This window comes from Acidimicrobiales bacterium (assembly GCA_041394245.1).
Taxonomy (GTDB): domain Bacteria; phylum Actinomycetota; class Acidimicrobiia; order Acidimicrobiales; family Aldehydirespiratoraceae; genus JAJRXC01.
The window spans coordinates 1,913,507-1,929,827 of the sequence record JAWKIR010000002.1 but is presented as its reverse complement, the minus strand read 5'-3'; the positions used below and the strand labels follow the sequence as shown (position 1 = coordinate 1,929,827).

General features: G+C 69.0%; 19 protein-coding genes. 13 read left to right on the top strand and 6 right to left on the bottom strand.

Features of this window, described 5'->3' with window-relative positions; translation table 11 throughout:
• Window positions 1-40 precede the first annotated feature (40 nt).
• Window positions 41-856: a thioesterase family protein gene (locus tag R2707_09755; protein ID MEZ5245368.1), complete on the top strand. Its 816-nt coding sequence runs from the start codon at window positions 41-43 to the stop codon at window positions 854-856.
• Between the two features lie 10 nt (window positions 857-866).
• A complete protein-coding gene (locus R2707_09750) occupies window positions 867-1,382 on the top strand; it encodes an NUDIX domain-containing protein (GenBank protein ID MEZ5245367.1) in 516 nt (171 codons plus the stop codon).
• Window positions 1,383-1,420: 38 nt separating this feature from the next.
• On the opposite strand, the gene R2707_09745 is transcribed toward R2707_09750, so the two are convergent.
• From R2707_09745 to R2707_09735, 3 genes are read right to left on the bottom strand one after another with little or no spacing between them, the layout of a single operon-like run.
• The gene (locus R2707_09745; protein ID MEZ5245366.1) at window positions 1,421-2,005 is read right to left on the bottom strand and encodes a TetR/AcrR family transcriptional regulator; all 585 of its coding nucleotides are present in this window, start codon (window positions 2,003-2,005) and stop codon (window positions 1,421-1,423) included.
• A 26-nt stretch (window positions 2,006-2,031) separates the two neighbouring features.
• The gene (locus tag R2707_09740; protein MEZ5245365.1) at window positions 2,032-2,301 is read right to left on the bottom strand and encodes a hypothetical protein; all 270 of its coding nucleotides are present in this window, start codon (window positions 2,299-2,301) and stop codon (window positions 2,032-2,034) included.
• A 5-nt stretch (window positions 2,302-2,306) separates the two neighbouring features.
• On the bottom strand, window positions 2,307-3,350 hold the full coding sequence (locus R2707_09735) for a glycosyltransferase family 4 protein (GenBank protein MEZ5245364.1): 1,044 nt from the start codon (window positions 3,348-3,350) through the stop codon (window positions 2,307-2,309).
• Here R2707_09735 and R2707_09730 point away from each other — a divergent pair.
• A complete protein-coding gene (locus R2707_09730; GenBank protein MEZ5245363.1) occupies window positions 3,349-4,554 on the top strand; it encodes a hypothetical protein in 1,206 nt (401 codons plus the stop codon). The two genes, R2707_09735 and R2707_09730, sit on opposite strands and share 2 nt — an antisense overlap.
• On the opposite strand, the gene R2707_09725 is transcribed toward R2707_09730, so the two are convergent.
• From R2707_09725 to R2707_09715, 3 genes are read right to left on the bottom strand one after another with little or no spacing between them, the layout of a single operon-like run.
• Window positions 4,527-5,234: a DUF5317 family protein gene (locus R2707_09725; GenBank protein ID MEZ5245362.1), complete on the bottom strand. Its 708-nt coding sequence runs from the start codon at window positions 5,232-5,234 to the stop codon at window positions 4,527-4,529. The genes R2707_09730 and R2707_09725 overlap by 28 nt on opposite strands.
• Window positions 5,235-5,243: 9 nt before the next feature.
• Window positions 5,244-5,882, bottom strand: a complete 639-nt coding sequence (locus tag R2707_09720; protein ID MEZ5245361.1) for a hypothetical protein — start codon at window positions 5,880-5,882, stop codon at window positions 5,244-5,246.
• 19 nt (window positions 5,883-5,901) lie between these two features.
• On the bottom strand, window positions 5,902-7,062 hold the full coding sequence (locus tag R2707_09715) for a sortase (GenBank protein ID MEZ5245360.1): 1,161 nt from the start codon (window positions 7,060-7,062) through the stop codon (window positions 5,902-5,904).
• 81 nt (window positions 7,063-7,143) lie between these two features.
• On the opposite strand from R2707_09715, the gene ccmA reads away from it, so the two are divergent.
• The 10 genes from ccmA to R2707_09665 all read left to right on the top strand — a co-directional run bounded on the left by ccmA (window position 7,144) and on the right by R2707_09665 (window position 16,321).
• Window positions 7,144-7,797 (top strand): heme ABC exporter ATP-binding protein CcmA, encoded by a 654-nt coding sequence (gene ccmA / locus R2707_09710; protein ID MEZ5245359.1) that lies wholly within the window; start codon window positions 7,144-7,146, stop codon window positions 7,795-7,797.
• On the top strand, window positions 7,787-8,455 hold the full coding sequence (locus R2707_09705; protein MEZ5245358.1) for a heme exporter protein CcmB: 669 nt from the start codon (window positions 7,787-7,789) through the stop codon (window positions 8,453-8,455). The genes ccmA and R2707_09705 overlap by 11 nt, the downstream gene beginning before the upstream one ends.
• Window position 8,456: 1 nt before the next feature.
• Window positions 8,457-9,197 carry a cytochrome c biogenesis protein CcsA gene (ccsA, locus tag R2707_09700; GenBank protein MEZ5245357.1) on the top strand — a complete coding sequence of 247 codons (741 nt, stop codon included), beginning with the start codon at window positions 8,457-8,459 and terminating at the stop codon, window positions 9,195-9,197.
• On the top strand, window positions 9,194-9,343 hold the full coding sequence (locus R2707_09695; protein MEZ5245356.1) for a hypothetical protein: 150 nt from the start codon (window positions 9,194-9,196) through the stop codon (window positions 9,341-9,343). Before ccsA ends, R2707_09695 begins: the two co-directional genes overlap by 4 nt.
• Window positions 9,340-9,885 (top strand): cytochrome c maturation protein CcmE, encoded by a 546-nt coding sequence (locus R2707_09690; protein ID MEZ5245355.1) that lies wholly within the window; start codon window positions 9,340-9,342, stop codon window positions 9,883-9,885. Before R2707_09695 ends, R2707_09690 begins: the two co-directional genes overlap by 4 nt.
• Entirely contained in the window at window positions 9,882-11,909 is a 2,028-nt protein-coding gene (locus R2707_09685; GenBank protein ID MEZ5245354.1) for a heme lyase CcmF/NrfE family subunit, read from the top strand. The genes R2707_09690 and R2707_09685 overlap by 4 nt, the downstream gene beginning before the upstream one ends.
• Window positions 11,906-12,472 carry a redoxin family protein gene (locus tag R2707_09680; GenBank protein ID MEZ5245353.1) on the top strand — a complete coding sequence of 189 codons (567 nt, stop codon included), beginning with the start codon at window positions 11,906-11,908 and terminating at the stop codon, window positions 12,470-12,472. Before R2707_09685 ends, R2707_09680 begins: the two co-directional genes overlap by 4 nt.
• The gene (locus tag R2707_09675; GenBank protein ID MEZ5245352.1) at window positions 12,469-12,933 is read left to right on the top strand and encodes a cytochrome c-type biogenesis protein; all 465 of its coding nucleotides are present in this window, start codon (window positions 12,469-12,471) and stop codon (window positions 12,931-12,933) included. The genes R2707_09680 and R2707_09675 overlap by 4 nt, the downstream gene beginning before the upstream one ends.
• A complete protein-coding gene (locus tag R2707_09670) occupies window positions 12,926-14,053 on the top strand; it encodes a hypothetical protein (GenBank protein MEZ5245351.1) in 1,128 nt (375 codons plus the stop codon). Before R2707_09675 ends, R2707_09670 begins: the two co-directional genes overlap by 8 nt.
• A 90-nt stretch (window positions 14,054-14,143) precedes the next feature.
• Window positions 14,144-16,321, top strand: coding sequence for a YceI family protein (locus R2707_09665; protein ID MEZ5245350.1), 2,178 nt, complete (start codon window positions 14,144-14,146; stop codon window positions 16,319-16,321).

The window sequence follows — 16,321 nt, the reverse complement described above, 5'->3', positions numbered from 1 at the left end:
CGGGCGTTGGCGGCACCGCGGCTGGATAGGGTCGACGGCCGTGAGCAGCGACATCACTCGTTTCGCCCAGTTGTTCGAGATGGCCGAGCACGGCCCCGATGTGTGGGTCGGCGGGAGCGCTCGCTATCCGTGGGGCCGGGTCTACGGCGGCCAGGTCGCCGCCCAGGGGCTGTGGGCCGCCGCGCGGACCGTCCCCGACGGCTACGTCCCCCATTCGATGCACGCCTACTTCATCCGCGGTGGCGACTCCGATCAGCCCATCCGGTTCGAGGTCGACCGTATTCGCGACGGACGTTCGTTCGTCACCCGACGGGTGGTCGCCCGCCAGTCCAGCGGTGCGATCCTCAACCTCTCGGCCTCGTTCCAGATCCACGAGGAGGCGGCCGATGCGACGTCGATCGGTATGCCGTCTCCGGTCGCGCCGCCCGAGGATCTGCCCGCGGTCGACTGGTCCCCGCTCCTCCAACGGCGGCCGATGCCCCACGACGAGAACCTGGCCCGGGCGTGGGTCCGGGTGCCCGACATCGGCGACGACCCGCTGATGCACCTGCTCGGTCATGCCTTCGCCAGCGACGACGTGGCGACCGACGCGGTCGAGATCGTCCACCCCGCCGGGCGGGCGCGATTCGTCATGGAGGAGGACTACGAGCATCCCTACATGGGCGCGAGTCTCGACCACACGGTCTGGTTCCATCGGCCGGCGCGGGCCGACGAGTGGTGCCTCCACGACTTCCGGTCGTCGGGGGTCTACGGCGCCCGTGGCATCTCGTTCGGTGAGATCTGGACCCGCGACGGTGTCCACGTCGCGTCGGTCGCCCAGGAAGTCCTCCTCCGAGAGATCGCCCCGAAGGGCTAGGTTGCCGCGAATGTCCTTCAGCTTCCGGCGCCCCTGTGCCCGCACGGTGCTTCTCGACCGGGAAGGTCGGATCTTCCTGATCCGTGCGGAGGATCCTGTCGATCCCTACAAGCCCGAGTGGTGGGAGATCCCCGGCGGGGGAATGGGGCGAGGCGAGCCGTCGGGGCATGCCGCACTGCGCGAGTTGCACGAGGAGACCGGCATTCCCGATGTCGAGATGGGGCCGTGTGTCTGGACCCAGCAGACCGAGTACACCTTCGCCGGCTACCACTTCGAGTCCGACGACTTCATCCATGTCGCCTGGTGTGACGGGGGCGAATACAACCCGCGGGGCCTCGAGGCGCTCGAAGCGGCTGCGTTCCAGGGGGCGCAGTGGTGGACCCTCGACGACCTGCTGGCCAACGACGAGCCGACCGTGCCCTACCGGTTGCGGGAGTTCCTGCCCGCCCTGGTGGCGGGGGAGATTCCGGCGGAGCCGATCGACATCACGCCGCCGCCCGAACACGGCGGCCGCACTGTTTCATGAGAGCTGCTCATGAGAGCTGCTTCATGAGAGCGGTGTGGTCAGCGCCGTCGACCCCGTAGTCCCAGCCAGGCGAGATCGGCCACCCGCGCCGCGAGGGCATCGACATCGCCGTGTCCGCCGGCCGCGATCCAGTGTCGGCCCGTGGCTTCGGCCATGCCGAGAATGCCGTGGGCGAGCACCAGCCGGTCGGCCTCGTTCAGGTCGTCGATCTCGATCAGGGCGGCGATGAAGATCGCCAGCTGACGCTCGACGTCGGCCACGGCCCGCGCGAAGTCGGGGTCGGTGCGGACCCCTTCTCCGAAGAGGAGACGGAAGTCGTCGGGGTGATCGTCGACGAAACGGAAGTAGGCGGCGAACCCCTCGACGACCTTCGCCTCTCCCGTCGGCGCGGCCCGGGCGGCCTCGCCGACCTCGGCGGCGAGCCGGTCGCCGACATCGCGGAGTAGCTCGAGGAAGAGCTCCCGTTTCGACGAGAAGTGTTGGTAGAGCACCGGCTTGGTGATGCCCGCCTCGCCGGCGACCGTCTCCATCGTCGCGCTCTGGAATCCCTCCGCCGCGAACACCGAACGCGCGGCCGCGAGCAGCTGCACTCGTCGTTCGGCGGCGGGAAGGCGGACGGTCACGGCGGCACCCTAGCGAACGCGCCGGGTCAGCCGATGTCTCGACCGTGCTCCAGGTCGTCTCGAACAGCTGCCTTCACCGCGTAGCCCGCGAGGATGGCGGGGGCGAGGACGATCGACCCCGCGATGACCCCGAAGGTCACGATCGCGGAGACGGTGCCGTTGAAGTCGGTCACGAGGCCGATGAGGAACACGATGATCGCGATGGCGTAGAGCAGGTAGCCGATCCGCTGTCCCGTGTTGGCGAGCCGGAGTGCCTTGGCCCGCTGGATGAGGATCGGATCGTCGTCGGGGGCCACGGCGTTCACTGTAGGCGCCCGGCCAGCCACCCCGGCTCGGCGAGGAGGGCGGCGATCTCGTCGCGCATGGCATCGAGCGACAATCGTTCGACCGCGATGCGTCGGTTCCGTTCGAGTCGGGCCTCGTCGGGGTGCTCGATCGCGTGGCGCAGTGGCTCGGGGTCGTCGGCCGGATACCACTCCAGCCCGAGGGCCCGCAGTTCATCGGCCACGGGGTAGGAACCGACCGCACACGGGACTCGGTGGATGGCCGCCTCGACGGGGGGATTGCCGAACCCCTCCCAGGTGCTGGGGAACAACACGGCGTCGGCGGCGCCGTAGAGGTCGACGGCCGATTCCCCGCTCGTGCCCCGCACCACCGGGCAGGTCGCGGCGGCGAGGATGCGCGCCAACTCGTCGTCGTAGCCGTCCTCGGCGGGACCCCACAACCAGTAGGTGCCGCCCAGTTGTTCGGCGAGGCGCACGGCGGCGGGGATGTTCTTGCGAGGAATCGCCCGGACCGGATGGGCGAGGAGGAGGGTGTCGTCGTCGATGCCGAGCCGTCGGCGCACTCCCGCCCGGTCGCCGGTGCCGGTCGCGACGGGGAACCCGTTGTAGATGCACGTCGCCTCGTAGCCGCGGTCGTGCATCTCCCGGCGCGTCAGCTGGTTGATCGTGACGTGGCGCCAGGCCGGGTCGCGCGGCGGCAGTTCGGTGATGTGAGCCCAGTGTTCGCGCTGCCAGGGCGGGTCGTGGTGATGGAGGATCGCCGGTCGCCCGGCCAGGACCTCGGCGACCACGCGGGCGGCCGGCAGGTTCAGTGGGATCGTGCAGAGGTTCTCGACGACGACGAGATCGACGTCGCCGATCGCGGCTCGGACCTCATCGGTCGTGGGCGGGTCCGTGGCCTCGATGGCGAGGCCCGGTACGGTCCGATCGACCGGCCCGTCGCCGGCGACGGTGTGCACCGAGTAGCCCAGCTGCTCGAACGCCCGTTGCCAGTTGCGAGCCACGACCGACACGCCGTCGGTGACTCCGAGTCGGAACGAGACGAACGCAGCGCTGCCCATGCACGACACCATGCCGGGAGATCCACCCGACCGCACCCCGAATCTCCGCGGCGACGTCCGCGCCGCCCTCGACGCCGCCTGGGTGGAGTCGGAGGGCTACACGGCGCCGAACACCGAGGTCTACCCGTGGCTCTGGCTCTGGGACAGCTGCTTCCACTCGCTGATCTGGGCCGAGTTGGGTGAGCCCGAACGTGCCGTCGCCGAGCTGTCGGCGGCCCTGTCGACGATCGACTCGGCCGGATTCGTCGCCCACATGGGCTATCAGCTCGATCCGGAGCGGCCGGTCGAGTTGTGGGGGAGGCGAGGGGCCTCGTCGATCACCCAGCCGCCGATGTTCGGCCACACCGTCGCCGAGCTCGTGCGGCGCGGGATCGAGGTGCCGCCGGCGCTCGTCGACGCGGCCGCCCGGGCGCTGAGCCACCTCTTGCACGGCCGACGTCGCACCGGCGGCCTGATCGAGATCGTCCACCCGTGGGAGACGGGGTGTGACGACTCACCCCGCTGGGACGACCTCTGCCCCGGCGAGGGTTTCGAACTGGAGCGCTGGCGGGTCCACAAGGTCGACCTGCTCGCCCACGTCGAGCGCGGCGATGCCGGCGAACCCCTCCACAACCCGAAGTTCCCCGTGGCCTCGGTCGGGTTCAACGCGCTGGTCGCGTTCAATGCACGCGAACTCGCGTCGGCGACCGGCGACGGGTCGATGAGCGCGGCGGTCGACGAACTCGTGGGTTCGATCGATGCCCGCTTCGACCGGGATCTGCGGACCTGGGTCGACGTCGGGCCGACCGAGACCGGTTCGGGCCGCAGCCGCACCGCCGATGGTCTGCTCCCGCTGTTGGTGACCGCCGACCGCAGGGCCCGACACCGCGTGGTCGAGGAGCTGCTCGACGAGGATGCCTATGCGTCCGCGTTCGGTCCCCGTGGTGTGCACGTCGGCGAACCGACGTATGCGGCCTCGACCTACTGGCGCGGGCCGGTCTGGCCACAGCTCGCCTATCTGCTCTGGATCGCCCTCGACCGGGCGGGCGAGGCCGACGCCGCCGAAGTCGTGCGCACCACGACCGTGTCGGGTGCGATCGAGTCGGGGTTGGCCGAGTACTGGAACGGCGACACCGGGGTGGGTCTCGGCGCGATCCCTCAGTCGTGGACCGGGTTGGCGCTCCTGATGGCGGTCGCTCAGCCGGGCGTCGCCGGATCGTTCTGATCCGCGTCGATCCAGCCGGGTTCCATCCGGTCGCGCAGGTCGATCTCGTCGCGGAGGTCGACACGGGTCACGCCGACCTCGGACGTGAGGTCGATCTCCTCGCGCCAGCCGAGCGCTTCGAGGGCCGGTAGCGCGCTCGGGTGCAGGCGGCGGCGCCGGCGCTGGAGCATGAGGTTGGCGACGAGGTCGGCGAGGCCGACCATCATGACGAGGTCGCCGATGGACACGACCTGATGCGTCCAGCGCACCGGGAAGGTGTCGCCGAGCGCCGGCAGGATCGTCGAATCGTCGGAGAGTTCACGGGCGCCGTTGAGGCTGACACGGGGGAGTTCGTCGACCGTCACCATCTCGGCCTCGACCAAGGCATCGGGGCGTACCGGCATGGAGCCGTTGAGGGCGATCGGAAGGAGGTTGGCGGTGATGCCCACGGCGATCACGGTCATACCGGCGAGGTGGAGGTTGACGACGGCGAAGGCGAGTCCGCCGACGAGGCCGAGCAGGGCGATCAATCCCGACGGACCGGTGTCGGTCATGTCGACGAACAGGCTGGCGCCGATCGCCACCGCGAGGAACTCGGGGCGGCGAATGCGGGTGCGGGCGATCGAGGCCAGGCGACCCCGGCGCACGAAGCCGACGAGGAGGCCCGCACACACCGCGAGGATGATCGGTGCGAGTGTCACGGGCGAAAATTACCAGCCGGAGTCGCGCGAGGTGCCGATCATCGGCTCGCCGTCCTCGTGGCGAACCCAGCAGTGGATGCCGCGGTAGCGGGCGGCGTTGCTCTCGAAGTTCTCCTGCGTCGGGATGATGACACCGATCTCGAGGTCGGAGAGCTCGTACTCCGAGCCCACCCATGAGCTGAACTTCCGGTAGCACGACGCGAGCGCGTAGTCCCTGATGACGGCATCGCCCGGATAGATCGACGGGTGTTCGGCCGGGTAGGTGAGCTGTGCGAACACCTCGAAGTGGTGGGGCTCGTCACACGGGAGCTTGGTGGTGATCGTGACCGGGAGGCCGTCGCTGCGGTCCTCGATCTGGTCGAAGCAGTCGCGCACCGAGAGGTTGTACTGGTTGACGGGTTCGCCGGGGATCTGGGTCGGATCGAGCGGCGCCGGGTCCGTGTCCGCATCGGCGACGGTGTCGTCGGTGGAGGTCCCCGAATCGGCGTCGCGTTGGGAGTCCGGGTTGGCGGCGAGGTTCTCGGCGGCGAACTGGGCCGGGTCGTTGGCCGGCGCGCTGTCGCCCTGGTCGCCACCGCAGGCGGACAGCACGAGCGCGGCGAGGAGGAATGTCGTGATGGCCGGCGTCGCGGCCCAACGGGAGTGCACGTCGTCGAGGCTAGATGGCTCAGCCGGCGGGGAGGGCTCGATCGATCATCTCGAAGGAGAACCACAGGCAGACCGCCACCGGTACGAGACTGACGCCGCGCACGGCGACCCGATGGAGTCGTTCGGTGAAGTACCGGCGTCCGAGCACGCCGCCGATCACCCAGATCGTCGTCGCCGCCAGCATCCACAGCACCGCGCCGGGGATCGCCTCGCGTTCGCCGTCGAGGCCGTCGTCGAGGTCGGCGATCGCCGGGCGCGCGGGCGCGTCCACCGCATCGCCGGAGGACTCGGTCGGCGATCCGCTCGGCGATCCGCTTGGCGATGTCGTGTCGGTGCCGTCCTCGCCGGCGATGGTCGCACCGTCGTCGGTGAGCGCCGCGATCGTCTCGGGATCGAACGCCGGGGCGTCGGCGGGAGCCTCCACGAGTTCCGCGGCGACGATGATGCGCTGGCGGCTCGAGAGCTCGGGGTGGCATGCGGTGAGGGTGAGGCGGTTGTCGCCGAAGTCGCCGAGCACCCAGGTCGCCGTCGGCCGGACGATCACGTGGCCGCCGTCGTACTCGTCGACGGTCGTGATCTGCTCGGCGTACGCGATCTCGGGATCCATGACCCGGTACGTGAACCGGCCGAGGATGCCGGTCACGTGGATCTCGTCACCCGGGGCGAGTTCGTCGACACGGTTGAACGGGGCGCCGTAGGTGGTGCGGTGACCGGCGATGGAGGTGTTGCCGGTGGTGCCCACCGCGGCGGTGCCCGGGTACTGGCCGGGACCCTTGCGCAGGTCGGCGACCTGGACGCCGCTGACCACGATCTTGTCGACGCCGATGGAGGGGATCTCGATCCGTGCGACCGCGTCGCCGTCTTCGGGGAAGAAGTAGCGCAGCACCTCGGCCGTGAGCCCCCCGGGGAGCGTCGACGAGGTGACCGGGCTGGGCTGGGTGCCGGGTTCGGTGTCGGTCTCGCCCGCAGGGATCTCGTCGCTGCCGAGCGCGGCGAGTTGTGACTGGGCATCGGCGAGCGTGCCGTCGAATTCGTCGCGCAGGCCGTCCTGGGCGCGGGCTTCCTGGAGGTTGGTGCCCCACAGCTGGAACACCACGAACAGCAGCACGACGACACCGGCGGTGATCAGGCCACGGCCGACGGCGCCGAGCACACGTGCGCTCGTCGGCACCTCACTCATCGGCGAGAAACCCGGTCATACGCGCAACCTATCGGCGCACGCAGGGGCGAGCTGAGCACGGTCGCCGATAGCGTTTTCGTCGTGTCCATCATCCGGCTGCGCGCCGCGGTCGCCCTGATCGGTCGTTTCCCCGCCCTCGCGGGCATCGATCTCGAGGTCGGTGAGGGCGAGGTCGTGCTGCTCCAGGGACCCAACGGGGCGGGCAAGTCGACGCTGCTGCGGCTCTGCGCCGGACTCATGCGGCTCGAGTCGGGCGAGGGATCGGTGCTGGGCCACGATCTCGACACCGAGCGTCCGGTCATCCGCCGCTCGGTCGGTCTGCTCGGACACGACACCGCCCTCTACGACGACCTGACGGTTCGCGAGAACCTCGATTTCTGGGCGAGGGCGTCGCGGGTCGACCCCGCCGCGGTCGAGCCGGCCATGGCCCGCCTCGGTGTCGCCGATCGGCTCCACGACGTGTCGGTCGGGCTGCTGTCGGCCGGGCAACGGCGGCGGGTCGCGCTGGCCGCGGTGGTCGTGCGGCGACCCCGGCTCTGGTTGCTCGACGAGCCCCACGCCGGTCTCGACCCATCCGGTCGGGATCTCGTCGACCGTCTCGTGGGCGATGCCGCGGCGGCCGGCGCGACCGTCTTGTTGTCGTCGCACGAGGTCGACCGCACGCTCGACCTCGCCACCCGTCGGATCACGGTCTCCGGTGGCACCATCACGGGAGACGTCACCGATGCTGGCTGACATCCGGCTGGTCGCCGCCAAGGACCTCCGCATCGAGTGGCGCTCGCGGGTGACCCTTTCGCAGGTGCTGCCGTTCGCCCTGCTGGTGCTGGTGCTGTTCGGGTTCGCCCTCGACGCCAACCGGCCGGTACTCGACGCGGCGACGAGCGGGCTGTACTGGATCACCGTGCTGTTCGTCGGCCTGATGTCGGTGCAGCGGTCCACGGCGATCGAGACCACCGACGGCGCCCGCCGGGCGTTGCTCCTCGCCGGGGTCGAACCGGCCGCGGTGTTCCTCGGCAAGGCGCTCGCCGTGGCGGTACAGCTGCTGTTCGTCGAGCTCGTCCTCGTCGGTGGGGTGATCGTGCTCTTCGATGCCTCCGTCGAGTCCGTGCCGCTGCTGGTGTCGACCTGCGCGGTCGCGACCGTTGGGATCGCGGCCAGCGGTACGCTGCTGGGCGCGCTGGTTGCCGGCGTTCGGGCGCGAGAGACGGTGCTGCCGATCCTCCTGCTCCCGGTGTTGGCGCCGGTGTTGATCGGTGCCGCCCGAGCGTTCGACGACGCTCTCGGCACGGTCGCCGTCGATGGCTGGGCCTGGCTCGGTCTTCTCGCCGGGTTCGGCGCGATCAACACGGTGCTGGGAGCATTGGCCTACGGCGTCCTACTGGAGGAGACCTGAGATGCAGGAGATCAACCACACCGGGAGCCGCACCACCCGGCTGCTCGGCGCGGCCGTGATCCTCGGCGTGGTGGCGCTGTTCCTCCTCGGGTGGTTCGTGGCGCCGGAGGACGACGAGCAACGAGACGCCGTCCGGATGATCTTCGTCCACGTGCCGTCGGCGATCCTCACCTACGTGGCGTTCATGACCACCGCGATCGGTTCGGTGATGTGGCTCGTGCGCCGCTCGGTCTGGTGGGACACCGTGGCGGCGGCGGCGGCCGAGATCGGGGTCCTCTTCTGTGGCCTCACGCTGTTCACCGGTTCGATCTGGGGTCGGCCGACCTGGAACACCTACTGGGACTGGGGCGACGTCCGCCTCGTCACCACGCTCATCCTCTTCCTGATGATGATCGGCTATCTCTCGGTGCGGTCGTTGGGTGGGCCCGAATCGGCCACGGCGACACGGGCGGCGATCGTCGGCGTCCTCTCGGCCGCGGTCATCCCGATCGTGAACCGGTCGGTGGAGTGGTGGGAGAACAACACCCTGCATCAGAAGTCGTCGCTGACCGACGGCAACCTCGAGGACATGACCCTCTTCACGCTCGTGGTCGGGCTGGTGGTCTGGGGCCTCTTCTTCTGGTGGGCGGTGCTGCACCGCTTCCGTATCGCCTGGCTCGAACGCGAGCTGCGGTCCACCGATCTCGACCGCGCCCTCGAGGAGCGTCGGGCCGAGGGCGAAGCGACGAAGGAGACGGTGTGACACATCTCGGCTACCTGCTCGTGGGCTGGGGCACCACCCTCGCCGTCGGCGGCATCTACGCCGCGACCCTGCTGCGCCGCGGCAGACGACTCGCGGCGAGAGTTCCCGTCGAGCGCCGCCGTTGGATGACGGCCGAGGAATCATGACCGACACGCTCGCCCCCCAGGAGCCCCGGGCCGGCCGGCGACGCCAACGGCGCTGGGTTCCCGCGCTGATCGGCCTCGCCGTCGTCATCGCGGTCGTCGTGCTGGTCTGGAACCTCCTGACCGGCGCGCTGTTCTTCTACAACGCCGACGAGGCCGTTGCGGAACGGGCCGAGCTCGGCGACGACCGCTTCACCCTCCAGGGAACCCCGGTCGGTTGCTCGATCGTCTCGGGAAGCCAGGGTGAAGAGGTGGTGACGGCGTTCTCCGTCGCCTTCGAAGGCGTGCTCGTCGATGTGGTCCACCGCGGCGAACCGGCCGAGCTCTTCGAAGGTGGGACCGCGGTCGTGCTCGACGGCAACTGGGTCGAGGGTTCGCCCGACGTGGTCGGATTCCACCCGCTCGCCGACGATGGCTGGTACTACGCATCCGACCGGATGCGGGTGAAGCACGACAACGACTACATCAACGACGAGAACTACGACGAGCGGCTCGCCGAGAGCAACGCCCAGGTCGAACCAGCGGTCGAGGGCTGCGCCCCATGAGCAGCGCCGCCGTCGGTGCGGTGATCATCGCGCTCGGCGCCGCGGCCTCGCTCACCGGGATCAGTGTGGTGGTGCTCGGCCTGCTCGGTCATCGCCCGACCTGGTGGCGCGACACCCGTTGGCTGGTGGGCGTGATGCTGGCCATGGCGGCGCTGTCCATCATCTGGATGGAGCGGGCCCTGATCACCCGCGACTTCACGATCCAGTTCGTCGCCGAACACGGTTCGAACCAGACCCCGCCGGTGTTCAACGTCGCCACACTCTGGTCGGCCCTCGAGGGATCGATCCTGCTGTGGACCTTCATCCTCACCGGCTATGTCACCGCCGTCGTCGTGAAGTTCCGCGAGAAGCGCGACGACCCGATGATGGCCTGGGTGATGCTCACGCTCTTCGTGGTGTGTGCCTTCTTCTTCCTGTTGATGGTGGGGCCGTCGAACCCCTTCCGATCGTTCGACCCGCCGGTCGGTTACGACGGCCCCGGGCCGAATCCGCTGCTCCAGAGCCACATCCTCATGGCGTTCCATCCGCCGATCCTCTACCTCGGTTATGTCGGCTTCACCGTCCCGTTCGCGTTCGCCATCGGCGCGCTGGTCACGGGCCGGGTGGGTGAGGGCTGGCTGCTCGCGACCCGGCGGTGGACCGTCATCGCCTGGGGATTCCTCACCCTCGGGATCGTGCTCGGCGCGTGGTGGAGCTACGAGACCCTCGGCTGGGGTGGCTACTGGGCATGGGACCCCGTCGAGAACGCGTCGCTGCTCCCGTGGCTGACCGGTACCGCGTTCATCCACTCGGTCATGGTGCAGGAGCGGCGCGGCATGTTGCGGGTGTGGAACCTGTCGCTGGTGGTCTCCACGTTCGCCCTGACCATCCTCGGCACCTTCATCACCCGTTCCGGTGTGATCGAGTCGGTCCATGCGTTCTCCGAGTCGTCGGTCGGGCCGGCGCTGCTCGGCTTCTTCGGACTGATCGTGGTGGTGTCGCTCGGGCTCATCGCGTGGCGCGGCGACCAACTCCGGTCACCCGGCCGCATCGACTCGCCGATCTCGCGTGAGGGCGCGTTCCTGGCCAACAACGTGCTCTTCGCGGCGTTCGCCTTCGTGGTGCTGCTCGGCACCGTCTTCCCGCTGATCGTCGAGACGATCAACGACGATCGGATCTCGGTGGGGAACCCCTACTTCGATCGCATGACCATGCCGATCGGGTTCACGCTCCTGTTCCTGATGGCCGTCGCCCCCGTCCTGCCGTGGCGCAAGGCATCGTCGGGCGTTCTGGCCGAGCGGTTGATCTGGCCCGCCTGGATCGGCGCAGGAGCGATGGTGCTGTCGGTCGTGATCGGGGCCCGAGGCTGGGCCCCGACGCTCGCCTTCGGGCTCGGTGGCTTCGCCGGGGGCGCGGCGCTGCGACAGGTCGTGCTCGCGACACGGCGTCAGGGTTGGCGCGGCTTCGTCGGGCGCACCAACGGCGGGATGATCGTGCATCTCGGCGTGGTCATGATCGCCGTGGCGTTCGCGGCGAGCAACGCCTACGTGCGTCAGGACACCTTCCTGCTCGAACCCGGTCAGACCGCGACCTTCGCGGGCCACGACCTGACCTTCGAGGGGATCGACTTCCGCGAGTATCCGAACCGGTCCGAGCAGCGGGTGGCGATCCGCATCGACGGCGGCCAGGTCTACGAGCCGGGCATCGCCGCGTACCCCTTCGCCGGCCAGCGGGTCGGCATCGCATCGGTGCGGTCCACCGTGTTCGACGACGTGGCCCTGTCGGTCGACAGCTTCCCGGTCGACGATGCCGGCGTGTCCACCGGCCAGGTCGTGATCCGCGTCACCATCCAGCCACTGGTCGTGTGGCTGTGGATCGGCGGTCTGATCATGGCGGTGGGAACCCTGCTCGCAGTGGTTCCCGGCAAGCGTCGCAACCCGATCATGCCGGTCAGCGCGCCACTCCCCGGGTCTGGCGTGCTCGCTTCCGGGTCGTCCGAGCCCGAGTCGCCCGACACCGAGTCGCCGGTCGAGGAGTTGGTGTGACCGATTCGCCGGAGCCGCGCTCGTCTTCGCTGAAGGCCGTGTGGATCGTGGCCCCCGTCGCGGTCGTGATGCTCGTCTTCATCGGCGTGCTCGCCACCGGCGACCGCGGCGACACCGGCTTCGACAGCTTCAACCTCGAAGGCGACGTCGCGCCACCGATCGTCGGGACCACGATCGACGGTGACCAGTTCGATCTCGACGACCATCGCGGCAGCTTCGTGATCGTGAACTTCTTCCAGACCACCTGCATTCCCTGTCGCCAGGAGCACCCCGAGCTCGTCGCCTTCGACGAGGCCTACGGCCCGTCGGGGTTCGCCACGCTCGTGTCGGTCGCCTTCGACGACGAGCCGTCGAACATCCGGGACTTCTTCGAGGAGTTCGGGGGCGACTGGCCCGTGCTCGCGGCCGACACCGGGCCGATCGCGGTGGCCTACGGCGTACCGCTCGTGCCCGAATCGGTGTTGATCGCCCCCGACGGCGAAGTGATCACGAAGCTGCTCGGCGGGATCCGCAAGGTCGACCTCGAAGCCGTGATCCAGGCCTGGCAGGAGGCGAACACATGACCCGCCGGCTGATGCTCTGGCTCGGCGTCGCCATCGTGGCGCTCTCGGCGTTCCTCTACGCATCGATCGACGAAGGGGCACCGCGCACCGATGCCGATCGCGCCTACGCGATCTCGAAGACGATCGGTTGCCCGGTGTGCAACGGGCAGTCGGTGGCCGAGTCGAACGCGCCGGTCGCGAGGAACATCCGGATCTCCATCGCCAAATGGATCGACGAGGGCCGCAGCGACGACTACATCCGCGCCGAACTGCGGGGCCTGTTCGGTGAGGACGTCGACTACACGCCCTCGGGTGACGGCGTCACGAGTCTGGTGTGGATCCTCCCGATCGTGTTCGGGGCGGTCGCACTCTCCGGTCTCGTGGTCGTGTTCCGGCGATGGAAGCAGGAAGCCGTGCTCGAGGCGTCAGCCGAGGATCGTGCGCTGGTCGACGCAGCCCGAGCGGTCACGTCCGATGACTGAGCCCGCCGGGTCGGCGCGCGAGGAACTCGACTTCGTCCTCGCGTCGATCGACGATCTCGAGGCGGAGTACGAGGCGGGCGATCTCGACGAGGCCGACTATCGGGCGCTGAAGTCCGACTACACGACCCGCGCGGCGCGACTCATCCGGGCGGTCGAGGGTGTACCCGGCGACACCCCTGCCGCAGCCGAGCCGGTCGTCGCCCGTTCGTGGCGTCGGATGGTCGCCTGGACGGTGCTGGTGGTGGCCGTCGCCGGCCTCGCCGGGGTGTTGATCGCCGACTTCTCGGGCAGCCGCGGCGACGGCGGCCTCACCGGCGACATCCGCGAGACCGTCCGTCAGCGAAAGTTCGAGGCCAGTCAGTTGCTCGGGACCGATCCCGACCGGGCCCTGGAGATCTACGACGAGGTGCTCGTCGACGAGCCCTCCGATGCCGAGGCGCTGGCCTATCGGGGCTGGCTCACCCGCCTCGACGGCGACCCCGAGGGCGCCCAGCCCTTCGTGGAGGACGCCGTCCGCGCCGATCCCGAGTATCCCGACGCGCTGGTCTTCGCGGCGGCGATCGCCATGGATCTCGGCGACCCGGTGACGGCGGCCGGCCATCTCGCCGCGCTCGACGCGCTCGACGCCCCGCCGTTCATCGAGCAGCTCGTGCGGGGCCAGGGGCTGCGCATCCGGATCGTCGAGGCTCTCCTCTTCACCGGCGAGCCCGATTCGTTCGAGACGTCGGGTCTCACGATGACCGACGTCAACCTCGCCGCCGAGTCGGTGCTCTCGACCGAACCCGATCGCGGCATCCTCCTCTACGAGGAGATCCTGGCCCAGCGGCCCGACGACGTGGAGGTGTTGTCCTACTCCGGGTTCTTCCAGGCATTGGTCGCGATCGAGGTCGGCACCGAGGCGCTGGGCATCATGGAGCGCGGCTACGACGACTTGACGAGGGCCCTCGAACTCGCGCCCGACGACCCGCAGGCCCTGGTCTTTCGGGCGTTCGTCGGCTTCTACGTCGATCAGCTCGACCAGTCGCGGCTCGACCTCGCGGCCTACGACGACCTCGACGCCGAGCGTGAGGATCTCGAGAACTTCATCTTCCAGTTCGGACTCCGCGAGGCCCTCGGCTGACCGCCGTGGGTGACCGTCGCTGACCCCGGTGTCCGACGAAAATCGTGGGCAAGATGTGCCAAGTGCCACTTCGTTGGCAATACTGGCCCGATGGCCCGCCTCCGAAAGCTCGACCTCGGTCGCCTGTCCATCCTCGTCGTGATCCTCCTGGGAACGGCGGCGATCGTGACGAAGGACCAGTGGGACTGGATCTTCAGCAGTGACGAAGCCGAGACCCAGGGTGTCTCGGCCGAGACCATCGACGACATCGACGACGCCACGGAGCGTCTCTATCGCGTCGCCCCCAACAATGGTTCGGAGGTCAGCTACGCGGTGGCGGAGCGCCTCGCCGGCAACGAGAGCCTGGCCGTTGGCGTCACCACCGTCGTGGCCGGCGACATCGTCATCAATGTCGAGGACCCGACCCAGAGTCGCATCGGCGAGGTCGTGGTCAACGTCGAGATGTTCGACTCCGACTCCAACCTTCGCGACAAGCGCTTGCGTCACGACTTCCTCGAGTCCACCCACTGGCCCTTCGCCCGGTTCGAGACCGTCTCGATCGACGGTCTCGATGTCGAGTTCACCGAGGGCGGCACCTACGACATCTCGCTCACCGGCAATCTCACGGTGAAGGAGACCACCAGCGAGGAGACGTTCGCCGGCACGGTGACCGTCGGTCGCGACCAGCTGACGGCCGAGGTGTCGGCCGTGATCCTCAGCTCGACCTACGGCGTCGGGCCGATCAACGTCGCCCGTCTCGCCCACACCGACGACGAAGTCACGCTGACCTTCGACCTCGTCGCTGATCGGGTCCAGCTCGGCAGCGAGGCCGATGCCGACCTCGAGACCGACGTCCCCGAGTTCGCCGTCGGTGGCGGGGCGTTCGCGGCCGAGGTCCAGCCGATCCTCGAGCAGAACTGCGTCTCGTGTCATACGGCGGGCGGCCCCGGCTGGGACACGCTCGCGTTCGACACCGCCGGACAGGCCGCAGAGATCGCCGACGACATCGCTCTCGTCACCGAGATCCGCTTCATGCCGCCCTGGCTGCCGGGAGGTGACAGCCCGGAGTTCGAACACTCGTGGGAACTCACCGACGACGAGATCGCGACGCTGGGCGAGTGGGCTGCCGACGGCGGTGGCCTCGACATCGCCCCCGACACGCCGTTGGTCGCCCGCGGACAGGCGATCATTCCGATCGAGGAGGACCAGGTCATCGATCCCCGCGACGGGAAGTACGCGGGTCTGCTCGACGAGACCGGCGAGCCGGTGCTCAAGGACGACTACCGCTGCCAGGTCCACGAGGTCGCCGACCCGGAGGGCGATGGCACCTGGATCCGGGGCTATGAGTTCCGTCCCGACCAGACGAGGGTCGTCCACCACTCGATCATCTATCTCGCTCCCGACTCGGCCCTCGACGAGATCAACGAGCGGTCCGGCGCCGACGGCCGACCCGGCTGGACCTGTTTCGGTACGTCGAACCTCCGCAGCGACGGCGTGCGCAACATGGGCGGCTGGGCCCCGGGCCAGAGCCCGACGGTGTATCCCGACGGCTACGGCCTCTTCATCCCGCCGGGCTACATGATCATCAACCAGACCCACTACCACTTCGACCACGAGGCGCCGGCCGATGGCTCGCAGATCATCCTCGACGAGATTCCGGCGACCCAGCAGGAGGGCATCACCGCCATCGCCGGGTCGACCTACCTGACCCCGGCCGAGATCCCGTGTACGCCCGAGGAGCAGGCGATCGCCGACGAGCGCGAGGCCACGATCGAGGGGTACCGCAACTTCTGCAATCGAGAAGAAGTGCTGAGGGAGATCGGCGAGAAGTACGACCTGTTCGCCACCTTCATCCCGGATGGGTTGATCCGGGGATGCGGCGGCACCGTCGACGACTACGACGACCTCGACGGCACGATCGGCCACAGCTCCTGCGACATGCGGGCCCGCAACGCCGGCACGATCTACACCGTGCTCGGCCACATGCACGAGTTCGGTCACTCCTACAAGATGACGCTCAACCCCGACACGCCCGAGGAGCAGGTGTTGCTCGACATCCCGAACTGGGACTTCGAGTGGCAGCTCAACTACGACCTCGTCGAGGACATCCGCATCGACCGTTCCGACACCATCCGGTTCGAGTGTTGGTGGGACCGCACCCGGGTCCACACCGACGAGCCCCGTTACATCACCTGGAACGAGGGCACCGTCGACGAGATGTGCTTCTCTTCGGTGAGCGTGCTCCCCGACAAGGAAGAAGAGGGAGAGATCATCCCCATCGGGGGCTGA